This is a genomic window from Sneathia sp. DSM 16631 (genome assembly GCF_014892235.1).
Classification (GTDB): Bacteria; Fusobacteriota; Fusobacteriia; order Fusobacteriales; family Leptotrichiaceae; genus Sneathia; species Sneathia vaginalis.
This window is the reverse complement of record NZ_JADBHL010000010.1, coordinates 12,778-26,888: the sequence shown is the minus strand read 5'-3', so window position 1 is coordinate 26,888 and position 14,111 is coordinate 12,778. Positions and strand designations below refer to the sequence as shown.

General features: G+C 29.6%; 16 protein-coding genes and 1 tRNA gene. 15 read left to right on the top strand and 2 right to left on the bottom strand.

Annotated elements, in window-relative coordinates:
• Nucleotides 1-98 precede the first annotated feature (98 nt).
• The 13 genes from rpsB to IMK15_RS04780 are packed head-to-tail and all read left to right on the top strand — an operon-like array spanning nt 99 to nt 10,924.
• Nucleotides 99-875, top strand: coding sequence for a 30S ribosomal protein S2 (gene rpsB, locus IMK15_RS04840; RefSeq protein WP_046328835.1), 777 nt, complete (start codon nt 99-101; stop codon nt 873-875).
• Nucleotides 875-1,786, top strand: coding sequence for a translation elongation factor Ts (tsf, locus tag IMK15_RS04835; RefSeq protein ID WP_408022192.1), 912 nt, complete (start codon nt 875-877; stop codon nt 1,784-1,786). The genes rpsB and tsf overlap by 1 nt, the downstream gene beginning before the upstream one ends.
• A 57-nt stretch (nt 1,787-1,843) precedes the next feature.
• Nucleotides 1,844-2,548, top strand: coding sequence for a UMP kinase (gene pyrH / locus IMK15_RS04830; RefSeq protein WP_046328833.1), 705 nt, complete (start codon nt 1,844-1,846; stop codon nt 2,546-2,548).
• A 13-nt stretch (nt 2,549-2,561) separates the two neighbouring features.
• Entirely contained in the window at nt 2,562-3,119 is a 558-nt protein-coding gene (gene frr, locus IMK15_RS04825; RefSeq protein ID WP_046328832.1) for a ribosome recycling factor, read from the top strand.
• Between the two features lie 10 nt (nt 3,120-3,129).
• Nucleotides 3,130-4,167 (top strand): rod shape-determining protein, encoded by a 1,038-nt coding sequence (locus IMK15_RS04820; RefSeq protein WP_192942086.1) that lies wholly within the window; start codon nt 3,130-3,132, stop codon nt 4,165-4,167.
• Entirely contained in the window at nt 4,167-4,595 is a 429-nt protein-coding gene (dut, locus tag IMK15_RS04815; RefSeq protein WP_192942085.1) for a dUTP diphosphatase, read from the top strand. The genes IMK15_RS04820 and dut overlap by 1 nt, the downstream gene beginning before the upstream one ends.
• Nucleotides 4,576-5,520, top strand: coding sequence for an O-antigen ligase family protein (locus IMK15_RS04810; protein WP_192942084.1), 945 nt, complete (start codon nt 4,576-4,578; stop codon nt 5,518-5,520). The genes dut and IMK15_RS04810 overlap by 20 nt, the downstream gene beginning before the upstream one ends.
• A gap of 60 nt (nt 5,521-5,580) precedes the next feature.
• The gene (locus IMK15_RS04805; protein WP_046328828.1) at nt 5,581-6,078 is read left to right on the top strand and encodes a PTS glucose transporter subunit IIA; all 498 of its coding nucleotides are present in this window, start codon (nt 5,581-5,583) and stop codon (nt 6,076-6,078) included.
• 51 nt (nt 6,079-6,129) lie between these two features.
• On the top strand, nt 6,130-7,491 hold the full coding sequence (locus tag IMK15_RS04800; RefSeq protein ID WP_192942083.1) for an MATE family efflux transporter: 1,362 nt from the start codon (nt 6,130-6,132) through the stop codon (nt 7,489-7,491).
• Nucleotides 7,481-8,365 (top strand): DNA-binding protein WhiA, encoded by an 885-nt coding sequence (gene whiA / locus IMK15_RS04795; RefSeq protein WP_052727700.1) that lies wholly within the window; start codon nt 7,481-7,483, stop codon nt 8,363-8,365. The genes IMK15_RS04800 and whiA overlap by 11 nt, the downstream gene beginning before the upstream one ends.
• Nucleotides 8,319-8,939, top strand: coding sequence for a hypothetical protein (locus IMK15_RS04790; protein ID WP_192942082.1), 621 nt, complete (start codon nt 8,319-8,321; stop codon nt 8,937-8,939). Before whiA ends, IMK15_RS04790 begins: the two co-directional genes overlap by 47 nt.
• Before the next feature lie 9 nt (nt 8,940-8,948).
• A complete protein-coding gene (gene serS, locus IMK15_RS04785) occupies nt 8,949-10,223 on the top strand; it encodes a serine--tRNA ligase (RefSeq protein WP_046328825.1) in 1,275 nt (424 codons plus the stop codon).
• On the top strand, nt 10,220-10,924 hold the full coding sequence (locus IMK15_RS04780) for a GH25 family lysozyme (RefSeq protein ID WP_192942081.1): 705 nt from the start codon (nt 10,220-10,222) through the stop codon (nt 10,922-10,924). The genes serS and IMK15_RS04780 overlap by 4 nt, the downstream gene beginning before the upstream one ends.
• A 15-nt stretch (nt 10,925-10,939) precedes the next feature.
• Here IMK15_RS04780 and typA read toward each other — a convergent pair whose 3' ends face one another.
• Together typA and IMK15_RS04770 are read right to left on the bottom strand one after the other, a co-directional pair.
• Nucleotides 10,940-12,763 carry a translational GTPase TypA gene (gene typA, locus IMK15_RS04775; RefSeq protein WP_192942080.1) on the bottom strand — a complete coding sequence of 608 codons (1,824 nt, stop codon included), beginning with the start codon at nt 12,761-12,763 and terminating at the stop codon, nt 10,940-10,942.
• Entirely contained in the window at nt 12,763-13,161 is a 399-nt protein-coding gene (locus IMK15_RS04770) for a thioesterase family protein (protein WP_046328822.1), read from the bottom strand. Before IMK15_RS04770 ends, typA begins: the two co-directional genes overlap by 1 nt.
• A gap of 155 nt (nt 13,162-13,316) precedes the next feature.
• On the opposite strand from IMK15_RS04770, the gene IMK15_RS04765 reads away from it, so the two are divergent.
• Both IMK15_RS04765 and IMK15_RS04760 read left to right on the top strand, forming a co-directional pair.
• Nucleotides 13,317-13,393, top strand: a tRNA-Met gene (locus IMK15_RS04765).
• Nucleotides 13,394-13,418: 25 nt separating this feature from the next.
• Nucleotides 13,419-14,111, top strand: coding sequence for an NAD-dependent protein deacylase (locus tag IMK15_RS04760; RefSeq protein WP_192942079.1), 693 nt, complete (start codon nt 13,419-13,421; stop codon nt 14,109-14,111).

Genomic DNA, 14,111 nt, shown 5'->3' with positions numbered 1-14,111 from the left:
CATGATATGAAAAAAGGTGTCTAGATAGATTAGTGTTTGGTGACTATATGTTTTGCACTGAGTCTAGATACTAAAAAAACCAAAATAGGAGGAATAACATGGCTGTAATAAGCATGACACAATTATTAGAAGCAGGTGCTCACTTTGGACACCAAGCTAAGAGATGGAATCCTAAAATGAAACCATATATCTATGCAGAAAGAAATGGTATACACATTTTAGACTTAAAACAAACTTTAACAATGACTGAAAAGGCTTACGATTTTGTAAGAGAAATTGCAAGTAACGGTGGAAAAGTTTTATTCGTAGGAACTAAGAAACAAGCACAAGATGCTGTTAAAGATGAAGCATTAAGATGTGGTGGATTCTATGTTAACCAAAGATGGTTAGGAGGACTTTTAACTAATCTTCAAACAATAAAATCAAGAGTTAAAAGACTTAAAGAATTAGAAGAAATGGACGAAAGTGGAGAATTAGACACTGCTTATACTAAAAAAGAAGCTAGTCTTTTAAGAAAAGAATTAGCAAAATTACAAAAAAATGTTGGTGGAATAAAGGGTATGTCAAAATTACCTGCTGCCTTATTTGTTGTTGACATTAAGAAAGAATTTTTAGCTTTACAAGAAGCTGCTAAATTAGGTATACCAGTAATCGCATTAATCGATACAAACGTAGATCCAGATTTAGTAACTTACAAGATACCTGCTAACGATGATGCCATAAGATCTGTATCATTATTTGCATCAGTTATTGCTAACGCTGTAATTGAAGGTCAAGGTGGAGTTGAAGGTGAAGAAGGACTTGTTGAAACTGAAGAAGTAGTAAAGGAAGAAGAACTAGCAACAACTGAAGATGAAAGTGTTGTGGAGGAATAATTATGGAAATAAAGGCAAGTTTAGTTAAAGAATTAAGAGAAAGAACAGGAGCAGGAATGCTTGACTGTAAAAAAGCTCTAGTAGAAAATGAAGGAAATATTGAAAAAGCAATAGATTGGTTAAGAGAAAAAGGTATATCAAAGGCTGCTAAAAAATCTGGAAGAATAGCTGCAGAAGGTTTAGTATTTGCTAAGATATCTGAAAACCATAAAAAAGGTATAGTTTTAGAATTTAACTCTGAAACAGACTTTGTTGCTAAGAATGAAGACTTCAAGAGTTTCGGTAATATCTTAGCTGAAAGAGCTTTAGATTCAGAAGTAAGTTCTGTTGAAGAATTAAAGAAACTAGAATTCGGTGGAAAGACTGTTGAACAACAATTAACAGAATTAATAGCAAAAATAGGTGAAAATTTAAATATTAGAAGATTAGAAGTAGTTAAGGGATGTTGCGATACTTTCGTTGTTGATTACATTCACATGGGTGGAAAGATAGGAGTATTAGTAAAAGCTAAAGGTGATTCATCTGCTGAAAATATCGAAAAAGTAAGAGGAGTTGCAATGCACATCGCTGCTATGGATCCTAAATTCTTATCTAAAGAACAAGTAAGCACTGAAGATTTAAAGAGAGAAGAAGAAGTATTAAGAATACAATTCGAAGAAGAATCAAAGGCAAAAGGTAAGACTTTAAAACCAGAAATGGTTGAAAGAATTATCTCAGGTAAACTTGGAAAATATTATGAAGAAAATTGTTTAAACCAACAAAAATATGTAAGAGATGACAAGAAGACTGTAGAACAATTCTTAAGTCCAATCACATTAGTATCATTTGTAAGATACAAAGTTGGAGATGGAATAGAAAAGAAAGAAGAAGATTTCGCAGCAGAAGTAGCTGCTCAAATAGCAGGAAAATAACAATTGATTAAAAGGAGTTTTCTTAAAAACTCCTTTTTTTAAAAATGAGGTACAAAAATGAAGTATAAAAGAATACTACTAAAACTTAGTGGTGAAGCCTTAGCAGGTAAAAAAGAATTTGGATATGATGAAGATGTCTTATTGAGTTTTGCAAAACAAATTAAGGAATTACATGATAATGGAGTACAAGTCGCAATAGTAATAGGTGGAGGAAATATATTTAGAGGTCTATCTGGACAACAATATGGTGTAGATAGAGCTACAGGAGATACTATGGGTATGCTTGCAACTATTATGAATGGACTTGCAATGCAAAACTTTATTGAAGTACTTGGAATACCAACAAGGGTATTAACTTCAATAAGTATGCCAGAAGTAGCAGAACCATACATCAGAAGAAGAGCCATAAGACACCTTGAAAAGGGAAGAGTAGTAATTTTTTCAGCAGGAACAGGTATGCCATACTTTACAACAGATTCAGGTGGAGCAATACGTGCAATAGAAATACATGCAGATGTTCTAGCTAAAGGAACAAAAGTAGATGGTATTTATGATAAAGATCCTGTTAAGTACAGTGATGCTGTAAAATATAGTGAAGTTAGTTATGATGAAGCAATAGTAAAGAATTTAAAAGTAATGGATGCAACAGCACTGTCATTATGTAAGGAAAATTCTATGCCTATTATCGTATTTGATGCTTTAACAGAAGGAAATATGTTAAAGTTAGTTCAAGGTGAAAAAATAGGTACTGTTGTAAAATAGAAAGGGAAAATATATGTTAGATGATATCTTATTAGAAACTGAAGAAAGAATGATTAAAACTGTAGAAGCAACTAAGGTTAAATTCTCACACGTAAGAGCTGGAAGAGCTAATGTATCTATGATAGATGGAGTTAAAGTAGACTATTTTGGTCAAATGACACCTTTAAACCAAGTTGGTTCATTAACAGCACCAGAAAGCAGATTAATAGTAATAGATCCATGGGATAAATCATTAATACCAGCTATCGAAAAGGAAATAATGAAGGCTAATTTAGGATTTACTCCATCAAATGATGGTAGAGTAATTAGATTAGTTTTACCAGAATTAACAGAAGACAGAAGAAAAGAATATGTAAAATTAGTAAAAAAAGATGCTGAAGATGGTAAAATTGCAATTAGAAATCTTAGAAAAGAAGCAAATACTCAACTAAAGAAATTAGAAAAAGATAGTGAAATAACAGAAGATGAATTAAAAGATGGAGAAACAAAGGTTCAAAAATTAACAGATAAATATGTTTCTGGAATTGATGAAATATTGACTAAAAAAGAAAAAGAATTAATGAGTATATAGAGGAAAAAATATGAGTTTAAGTAAGATTATTAATTTTTTTAGAGTTAATAAGAATCTGGCAATAGACCTTGGTACATCTAATGTATTAATTTATGATAGACATAAAAAAAAGATAGTATTAAATGAACCATCAGTAATAGTTAGAGATAAGAAGTCAAACAAGGTTATTGCTGTTGGTCGTGAAGCAAGAGAGATGTTAGGTAAGAATCCAGATTCTATTGAAGTAATAAAGCCACTAAAAGATGGAGTAATATCAGATGATAATTCAGCACGTGATATGTTAAGTGAATTTATGAAAAAAGTTTATGGTGTATCACCATTTAAACCTGATATTATGATATGTATACCAATAGAAGTAAATACAGTAGACAAAAGAGCTTTATTCGAATCTGTTAGAGGAGCTAAAAGAGTTTATCTAATCGAAGAAGGTAGGGCAGCTATTATTGGTTCTGGAGTAAATATATCACTACCTATGGGAAGCATGGTAATAGATATAGGGGGAGGATCAACAGATATAGCGATATTATCACTTAATGAAATAGTAGCAAGTAAGTCAATAAAGATGGCAGGTAATACACTAGATCAAGATATTGCAAGATATGTAAAAACTAATTTAAATTTAGTAATAGGTGATAGAACTGCTGAAAAGATAAAAAAAGAACTTGCAACAGCTGTAAAATTAAGCGAAGATGAAAATATTAAAATGCCTGTAAAAGGAAGATCTTTATCTACAAATACACCTATGGAATTAGAAATAAGTGCAAATCAAGTACAAGAAGCTATAGGAAGAACAATAGAATCTATGGTAGATAGTGTAAAAGAAGTATTAAGTAAATGCCCTCCTGAATTAGCAGCAGATATACTAGATAATGGTATAGTTCTAACAGGTGGAGGAGCTTTAATTAAGCATCTTGATAAATATATAGAAGAAAAAACAAAAGTTCCTGTAAAAATTGCTGAAAAACCATTGGAATCAGTAGTTGTAGGAGCAGGACTTGCATTTGATAATAAGGCGTTGTTAAAAACTTTACTTATGAGGGAAAATTAATGAATATAAAGAGAATGGATAAAAGGGCTATATTGCCTACATATGGGACAAAATATTCAGCTGGAGCTGACTTATATGCTTTATTAGATGAAGATTTAGTAATAGCACCATCTGAAACTATATTAGTACATACAGGTATATGTATGGAAATACCAACTGGTTTGGTAGGTTTAGTTTTTGCAAGAAGTGGACTAGCAACAAAAAAAGGTCTAGCACCTGCAAATAAGGTGGGAGTAATTGATAGTGATTATAGGGGAGAAATAATGGTGCCTCTACACAATCATACTAAAGAAGAAAAAGTAATAAAGCACGGTGAAAGAATTGCACAAATTATATTTATGCCATATATTATGGAACAATTTGATGAAGTCGATGAACTTAGTGAAACTGTAAGAGGTGAAGGTGGATTTGGAAGTACAGGAAGATAAAATACTTTCTACACTTATATTATTATTGTCTGTTGTGTTAGGAATTTCATACATAGCTACAACTATTTTATTAATTATGATATTATGTTATTCCTTGTATAAGGGGTATAACTTAAAATTTAAAAAGATGTATTTATTATTTTTATTCAATATACCCATTTGTGTGTATTATAGGAATTATTTAGGGATATTAGTAGATATAGCATTAATTGCCTTTTTCTATATTTCGTATATTAGAAATAGGATAGACTATAACTTGGTTGTGAGATATAGTGCATATATGGCAGTAGTTGAAATAGTATTATCGCTATTGTTACGTGAGAGAGCTGGTGTATATAGCTTTTTTAATCCAAATTATTATGGAGCATTTCTTGCCTTATTAATAGTATATTATCATATAAAAAAATATGATAGGAAGTACTTGTTGGTGTTTATAATAGCACTCCTATTAACAGGTTCTAGATTTGCACTTGTCTCCCTTATACTAACATATGCCTTAGTATTACTTGATAAAAATAGAGTATTAGGAAGTATAGCACTTATTATTTCGCTTATATACTTTTATTTAGTCTATAAAGGTATAGTGCCATTTGTTAGGGCAGATACTATAAGTAAATATTTAGATTTAAGACTATGGATATATCAGCTAGGAATAAAGGGTATGTCACATGGATTTTTATTAGGTCATGGACCAACGTATTTTTATGAGTATTCAAAACACGTATATCCACATTCGCATAATATATTAATAGAATATATATTAAGCTATGGCTTAATAGGACTAGTTTATGCATTGTATAATATAAGTGAAGTTAAGTTTAATAAGAAAAAAATATTGGTTATAGCCTTAATTATGATACATGGGTTAGCGGATTACACAATTTTTTGGCCTCAAGTAGCTCTAGTATTTTTAACATTATTCTAATTGATATATTATACTAAATATGATAATATTAATAATATACATTGCGAAGGAGAAAAAAATATGGGATTTTTTGATTTATTTAAAAAGAAAGAAACAAACACAAAAAAAGTTCTAATAGCACCTATAACAGGAGATGTAGTACCTTTAGACACAGTTAAGGATGAAACTTTTGCATCAAAGATGCTAGGAGACGGTGTTGCAATTGAACCCAAAGAATCTGGCGTTATGTTAGCGCCTATGGATGGAGTAGTGGATATTACTCCAACATTACATGCATTCACTTTAGAATCAAGTGATGGAGTTAGTATATTAGTCCATTTAGGTGTAGATACTGTAAAATTAAATGGTAAGGGATTTGAACAATTAGTTGAATCAGGTACCAAAGTTAAAGCAGGAGATGGCATAATTAAATATGATTTAGCATTCTTAAAAGAAAATGCACCATCTGTAACATCACCAGTAATAGTTTTAGAATCAGATGAATACAAAAATATTCAAAAATACGAAGGTCAATCTGTGCATGCAGGACAAGAAAAGATAATAGAAATAGAAAAATAAGATTTTTATGGCATGCTTAGGCATGCCTTTATAGATTAAGGAGTTTAAATATTGAAATACAGAGAATTAACAATGGAAGACAGAAGAAGAATAATTTTAGAAGGGAATGTTCTAAAGACACTTTTTCTATTAAGTATTCCAACAATTATGATGGCAATAGTACAAGCCATGATACCATTTACTGATGGACTATACTTAAATCATATAATAGGTCCAGAAAGAACTGGTGCAATAACTTATTCACAACCAACTATAAACATTATGTTAGGTCTATCACAAGGATTAGGTGTTGCGGCAATGGCAATGGTAGGTCAAATGGCAGGTAAAGGAGATGTAAAAGAAGTAAAAAAAATATCCTTACAGGTTTTAGTGTTTGGGATATTTTGTGGTATAGTTCTAATTCCAGTTAGCCTATTTGTTGCATCATATATATCAACAACAGTAACAAAAGATATGACTAATGATGTATACCTATATCTATCGCTATATTCATTAGTAATACCTTTTCAATTTATGGCGTCAATATTTAATTCTATTAAAGATGGAACTGGTAATCCAGAAGCATCATTTTGTAGAATGGTAGTTCTTTTAATATTGAAAGTATTCTTTAACTTCATATTCCTAGAATTATTAAGATTGGATATAAAGGGGGCAGTATTTGCTTCATTATCTGCATATATAGTAGTAAGCTTTTGGATGTATTATGACTTATTCTTAAAAAAATATGAATATCAATTAAACATTAATGATTATAGATTCCGTTTTTCAATAATAAAGACATTGATAAAAATAGGGATACCATCAATGATAAGCTATATGATGATAAACTTAGGATTCTTACTAATTAATATGGAAATAAGTAAGTATGGAGCAATAGTTATAGCTGGTCTTGGTATAGCAAGTAATATAAACAGTTTATGCTTCCAACTACCATCATGTATAAGTACAACAGTTACAACTATGGTAAGTTTGAATATAGGAGTGGGTAATAAGGAAAAAGCTAAGAAGATATATAAGATAGGGTTAACAATTGCAACAATAATTGCACTTGTAACTTTAGGTATAATAATACCCAATGTTACTAAGTTAACACTACTATTTACATCACATGAAAAAGTATTGAATGTAGCAGACTCAGCATTAAAGATTTACACTTATTCTATACTACCATATGGTATATTTATGATATGCCAAGCAATATTTAATGCCCTAGGTAGAACAACAGTACCATTAATAATGAGTTTTCTTAGAATATGGCTATTTAGATATGTCTTTATACTATGTACGCAAAAATACTTATCATATTATTCAGTATTTTATGGCAACCTATTTTCAAATGTAGTAGCAGCAATTTTCTTTATTATAATAATATATAGAATTAATTGGGAATCAGGAATAAAATATGCAAGATAATATAATATCTTTTTCAACAAAGATAAAAAAAGAAATGCTTTTAATACAACCTTTAACAGAAAAAGAAATAATTTCAGAATTATATGGAATTTTTCTATCAAAAGATGGTATAATAAAGGAAGAAGTTAATTTTAAAACTGAAATAAGCTATATTGCTAAAAGAGTTTTAGAGGATATAAAAAAATTAAAGGATTTAGAATTTAATTTTAGCTATATTAAAAGTGATAAGATTACAAGTCATAATATGTATAATATACAGTTAAAAGATACTAATAACTTATTCTCTACTGATATAGATGATATCTGGTTATTAAAAGGCATATTCCTAGGTAATGGTTATGTTAAAGATCCACAAAAAGGTTATTCTATGGATTTTTTTCTAGATAATGATAGAGTAGCAAATATGGTGTATGACCAACTTAAAAAAATGGATAAGAAAGTATTTTTATCTAAGAAAAAAGAAAAAAATATTGTATATATTAGAAATAATGAGGATATACTTGACTTGTTAGTCATATTTGGAGCAGTAAATACATTTTTTAGTTATCAAGATACTACAATAAACAAGGAGATATCATTAAAGATAACAAGAAATATGAATTATGAAATTGCTAATGAAACGAAAAAAATTGCAACTGCTACCGAACAAATAAGGATGATAAATAAGATAAAAGATAGTGTAGGACTTGAAAATTTAAATAATGCACTAAGAGAAGTTGCAATAATTAGATTAGAAAATGAGGACTTATCATTATCAGAATTAGCAGAAAAATTAAATATTACAAAATCTGGTATAAGAAATAGATTTAGGAGGCTAAAAGAAATATATGAAGAACTTGAAGCAAATAATGCAAAAATATATTTTAAAAAATGAAAAGCCGACATATTATAGGGTAAAAAAGGACTTAACTGTAGAAGTCTTAGAACCTTCATATATTTTTGAATTAATATATTTTGGTGAACAAGAAATTGCAGAAAAGAATCAAAAAGACTGTGTAGTTAAAAAGTATAAAAAGATAAAAAGATTAACAAAGTTAGATACAGATACAATATATGATAGACTATTTCGTAGTTTAGTTAATACAGATAAGTATCATAGTTTACAATTAGCAAATGAACTGATGATAAGAGATCCTAAAACTTTATTAAAACTACTATATGATTTGTCATATATATCCTGTGACGAGAATAAATTGATTAAAACATATTTGTTTGAGTGTATATCTAACGAACTTGGATATGAAGAATTTCTATTAAGAAATTTAATAGGATATTTCACATATTCATATCCTGGTTATGTAGGTGCTGAGCAAAAAAAGCTATTTTTAAAAAATGCTTCAGCGTTATATGTCCTAATATATACCAAAAAGTTTGGAAAGTTAGATATATTAGGTGATGATAATATGAGTATAGAAAAAAAGAGTATATATAAAAATTTAATGAAATAGGGGTATATTATGTTAGACTTAAAGTATATAAGAGAAAATAGTGACGAAGTAAAGAAATTTTTAAAAGCTAGAAACAGTGATTTTGATTTAGATGTAGTATTAGACTTGGATAAGAAAAGAAGAGAAATACTAGGTGAAGTTGAAGCATTAAAGAATAAGAGAAATGAATCAAGTACTTTAATAGGAAAATTAAAAAGAGAAAAGAAAGATGCAAGCGAACTATTAAAAGAAATGCAAACAATAGGTGATAGTATAAAGAGTTTAGATGAAAACTTAGCTAAGGTTGAAGAAAAATTAAACTATCTACTATACAGAATACCTAATAAATTACATAGTTCAGTTCCATTCGGTAAGGATGAAGATGAAAATGTAGAAGTTAGAAGATGGGGGACACCTCGTAAATTTGATTTTCCAATTAAAACACATGATGAATTAGGTGTTGCACTAGATATATTAGATTTTGAAAGAGGATCAAAACTTGCAGGATCAAGATTTACAGTATACAAAAAACAAGCTGCAAGATTAGAAAGAGCATTAATTAACTTTATGCTAGATACACATACTAATGAACATGGATTCACAGAAATAATGACACCACAAATGGCAAAAAGAGAAATAATGACAGGTACAGGTCAATTACCTAAATTTGAAGATGATATGTATAAGATAGAAGGAGAAGAATTATTCTTAATCCCAACAGCTGAAGTTACATTGACTAATCTATTTAATCAAGAAATTTTAGAAGAAGATGAATTACCAAAATACATATGTGGATTTACAGCTTGTTTTAGAAAAGAAGCAGGTGCAGGTGGAAAAGATTTAAAAGGTTTAATTAGACAACACCAATTTAATAAGGTAGAAATGGTTAAAATTGCACATCCTAAGAATTCATATGAAGAATTGGAACATATGGTTAACTGTGCAGAACATATACTACAAAAATTGAATTTACCTTATAGAGTAATTACATTATGTAGTGGAGATTTAGGATTCTCTGCAGCTAAGACATATGATATAGAAGTATGGGTTCCTAGTCAAAATAAATATAGAGAAATTTCATCATGCTCAAATACTGAAGACTTCCAAGCAAGAAGAGCAATGATAAAATATAGAGCAAAAGACGATAAAAAGAGCTATTTTGTACACACATTAAATGGATCAGGACTTGCTGTTGGAAGAACTGTAGTAGCAATAATGGAAAATTATCAACAAGAAGATGGAAGTATAGTTATACCTGATGCATTAGTACCATATATGGGAGGACAAAAAGTAATTTCTAAATGAAAAAGTTTATAGTATTCCTTGTAATAATTAATATTATGCTAATAATGGCGAACTTAGAGTTTTCTGGGGTTTTATACCATAATGATTTGAGGGCAAGTAATTACCCAATTCATGGGATAGATATTTCTCACCATCAAATAAGAATTAATTGGACAAAAGTAGACAAGAATTACAAATTTGTTTTAATGAAGGCAACAGAGGGAAAAGATTTTATGGATACAGACTTTCTATATAATTGGAATAAAGCCCAATTAAATGGATTTAAGGTAGGTGCATATCATTTTTTCTCAATGTTATCTAGTGGAAGAGAACAAGCATTATACTATATGTCTAAAGTACCTATTGTAAGTGATAGCTTTCCACCAATAATAGATGTAGAAATCTCAAGAAAATATGATAAGGACAGAGTAATAGCAGAATTAAAAGAAATGATAGACTTATTAGAAGAAAAATATAACAAGAGAGTTATAATCTATACGGACTATAAGTCATATAATAATTTTTTAAAGGGTGAGTTGGAAGATAATCCTTTATGGATAAGGGATATAAAGAATTACCCTAAAATAAAAGAAAGTAAAAGATGGATAATATGGCAGTATTCTAATCGTGGAAGAGTAGACGGTATAGATGGCTTTACGGATAAAAACGTTTTGAGATATAACGATATGAATTTATACATTAATAAAATACAGGCAAAATAGACTTGCCTGTATTTTTTAAATTTCTTCTCTACTTAATTGATTTCTATGTTTTCTTCTTTCAAGTTCAGATAGTATTCTCTTTCTCAATCTCAAATGATTAGGTGTTATTTCAACTAATTCATCATCTGAAATATATTCTAGTGCTAATTCAAGTGTGAACTTTTTAGCAGGAGCTAGATTAACATTGTCATCTGAACCTGCTGCTCTCATGTTAGTTAATTTCTTACTCTTACATGTATTTACAACAAGATCATTATCTTTTGTATGTTCACCAACTATCATACCTTCATAAACTTCATCACCAGGTTCAACAAATAGTATACCTCTTGGTTGAAGGTTATTTAATGCATATGCATAACAAACACCAGCTTCTATTGCAATTAATGCACCTTTTTTACCAGTAGCTATATCTCCCTTATACTTTTCATATTCAAGGAAAGTATGATTTAGTATACCAGTACCCTTAGTTTCAGTTAAGAATTCATTAGTAAATCCTAATAATCCACGTGATGGGACTTTAAATTCTAGTCTAGTATATCCATCATTATTAGGTGTCATACTTATTAACTCACCTTTTCTCAAACCAAGCTTTTCTATAACAACACCACTAAAATCACTGTTAACATCTACTGTAACAAGTTCTATAGGTTCACATTTTTCTCCATTAATTTGTTTGTAGATAACTTGTGGTCTTGAAACAGCAACTTCATATCCTTCTCTTCTCATATTTTCAAGTAGTATAGATAATTGTAGTTCACCTCTACCTTTTACAATAAAGGCATCAGCACTATTTGTTAATTCTAATCTCATACTTACATTATGGCTTACTTCTTTTTGTAGTCTTTCAAGTATATTTCTTGAAGTAATAAACTTACCATCACGACCTGCAAAAGGTGAAGAATTAACCATAAATGTCATTGATAATGTAGGTTCATCAATTTCTATTAGTGGTAATGCCTTAACATTATCTTTATCGCAAATAGTTTCCCCTATATCTATATGGTCTATACCTGCAATGGTAATAATTTCACCACAAGTTGCAGTTTCAGTTTCTACTCTTTTTAGTCCTTCATATGTATAGATTCTTCCTATTTTAGCTTTTACTACATCACCATTTCTTTTAACAATGGCAACTTCTTGGTTTCTTGCTATTTTCCCGTTATATATTCTACCTGTTCCAAGTTTTCCAACATAATCATCATACTCAGTATTCATAATTTGCATTTGTAATGGTTTGTTTTCATCACCAGATGGATCATTTGCATATTTTAAGATTGTTTCAAATAAGTCTTTCATATCACTATGATCACTGTTTAAATCAAGCTTTGATATTCCCATTTTTGCACTAGTGTAGACTATAGGGAAGTCCAATTGCTTTTCATTAGCACCTAGTTCGACAAATAAGTCAAAGACGTTGTTAACAATTTCTTCTGGTGTACAGTGAGGTCTATCAATCTTATTTATTACAACAATAGGGCATAATCCATGATCTAATGCTTGTTTTAGTACGTATTTTGTTTGAGGCATAACACCTTCAAAAGCGTCTACAAGTAAAAGTACAGAATCTACCATTTTTAAAATTCTTTGTACTTCACCACCAAAATCAGCATGTCCTGGAGTATCAACTATGTTTATCTTATAGTCCTTATAATGTATAGAGGCATTTTTTGAGAATATTGTAATACCTCTTTCTCTTTCAAGGTCGTTATTATCCATAACTCTTTCTTCAACTTTTTGATGACTTGAAAAAGTTCCTGATTGGCGTAATAGTGCATCGACTAATGTTGTTTTACCATGGTCAACGTGAGCTATTATCGCTATATTTTTTATCTTTTGCATTATATCTCCTTTTTGTTATAGCATTTATTTTCAAATTTTTCTTTTTCTACGATACATCTTTGATGAGTACCTGTACCTATTAATATATCATCATTCATATAGCAGTCTACATTAAGGTTAATTAATCTTCCATTAACAGAAGTAATTTCTGCTCTGCAAGTTATCTTTGCCCCAACAGGACTTGCTTTTAGGTGACGAATATTTACCATAGTACCAACAGTAATTTCATCATTTTCTAAAAATTGATCAATTAATTCAGTAGATGTTAATTCCATAAAGGAAATCATGCAAGGTGTTGCATAAACTTTTGCCTTTCCAGAACCCCAAATAGTTGCTAAATCATTTTCAGTTACTATCATATCTTTTTTTAAAATTGAACCAATTAATATGTTTTTCATTTAATATCACCTTCTAACGAACTAACTAAAATTGTAACATTAAAGACTATATATTGTCAAATTACAAAAAAAAGATTATACTATACGTAAGGTCGAAAAAAAGTGCTTGACAAACTTTTTTTAATTTGATAGTATAGTATTGTTCAAAAAAAGGCGCCTAGGTAGCTCAACTGGTTAGAGCATACGGTTCATACCCGTAAGGTTATCAGTTCGACCCTGATCTTAGGCACCATTTTTTTTTACAGAAAGGATGAAAGTTGGATACACGGCTAAAAAAAATCATAGATGAAAGTGATAATATTGTGTTTTTTGGAGGAGCAGGAGTGTCTGTTCCATCAGGTATACCAGATTTTAGATCAAGTAACGGATTGTATTCCAAAAATCCTGAATATCTTTTGAGTATAGATTATTTCAATGAAGATAAAGAAGGTTTTTCAGAGTTCTATAAGAAAAATTTAGTTTATCTTGATGCAAAGCCTAATAAAGCTCATATGTTTCTTACAAAATTAGAAAAAATGGGTAAGTTAAAGGCAGTTATTACACAGAATATTGACAACTTACACCAACTTGCAGGTGCTAAAAATGTAATAGAGTTACATGGTAGCTTGTATCGTCAATATTGTATAAAATGTAAGAAAAAATATACCATATATGATGTAATGAAAGATAAGGGTATTAGTAGATGTAGTTGTGGTGGTGTAATTAGACCAGATATTACCCTATATGGTGAAATGTTAGACTATACATCAAGTAGTAGAGCGATTAAATATATACAAAATGCAGATGTGTTAATAGTAGCTGGGACATCATTATCAGTATATCCTGCAGCAGGGTATATTAGATACTTTAATGGAAGAAAGCTAGTGTTAATAAATATGACTAAAACTAATATGGACTATATTGCAGACTTAGTCATATATGATGATATAGAGAAAGTGTTAGGTGAATAG

Bases quoted from the DNA above. Each gene is read 5' to 3' on its own strand.
- IMK15_RS04770 (WP_046328822.1), bottom strand. From the start codon at position 13,161: ATGAAAAACATATTAATTGGTTCAATTTTAAAAAAAGATATGATAGTA.
- IMK15_RS04780 (WP_192942081.1), top strand. From the start codon at position 10,220: ATGAAAAAGTTTATAGTATTCCTTGTAATAATTAATATTATGCTAATA.
- dut (WP_192942085.1), top strand. From the start codon at position 4,167: ATGAATATAAAGAGAATGGATAAAAGGGCTATATTGCCTACATATGGG.
- IMK15_RS04805 (WP_046328828.1), top strand. From the start codon at position 5,581: ATGGGATTTTTTGATTTATTTAAAAAGAAAGAAACAAACACAAAAAAA.
- serS (WP_046328825.1), top strand. From the start codon at position 8,949: ATGTTAGACTTAAAGTATATAAGAGAAAATAGTGACGAAGTAAAGAAA.
- IMK15_RS04790 (WP_192942082.1), top strand. From the start codon at position 8,319: ATGAAGAACTTGAAGCAAATAATGCAAAAATATATTTTAAAAAATGAA.
- frr (WP_046328832.1), top strand. From the start codon at position 2,562: ATGTTAGATGATATCTTATTAGAAACTGAAGAAAGAATGATTAAAACT.
- whiA (WP_052727700.1), top strand. From the start codon at position 7,481: ATGCAAGATAATATAATATCTTTTTCAACAAAGATAAAAAAAGAAATG.
- rpsB (WP_046328835.1), top strand. From the start codon at position 99: ATGGCTGTAATAAGCATGACACAATTATTAGAAGCAGGTGCTCACTTT.
- pyrH (WP_046328833.1), top strand. From the start codon at position 1,844: ATGAAGTATAAAAGAATACTACTAAAACTTAGTGGTGAAGCCTTAGCA.
- IMK15_RS04820 (WP_192942086.1), top strand. From the start codon at position 3,130: ATGAGTTTAAGTAAGATTATTAATTTTTTTAGAGTTAATAAGAATCTG.
- typA (WP_192942080.1), bottom strand. From the start codon at position 12,763: ATGCAAAAGATAAAAAATATAGCGATAATAGCTCACGTTGACCATGGT.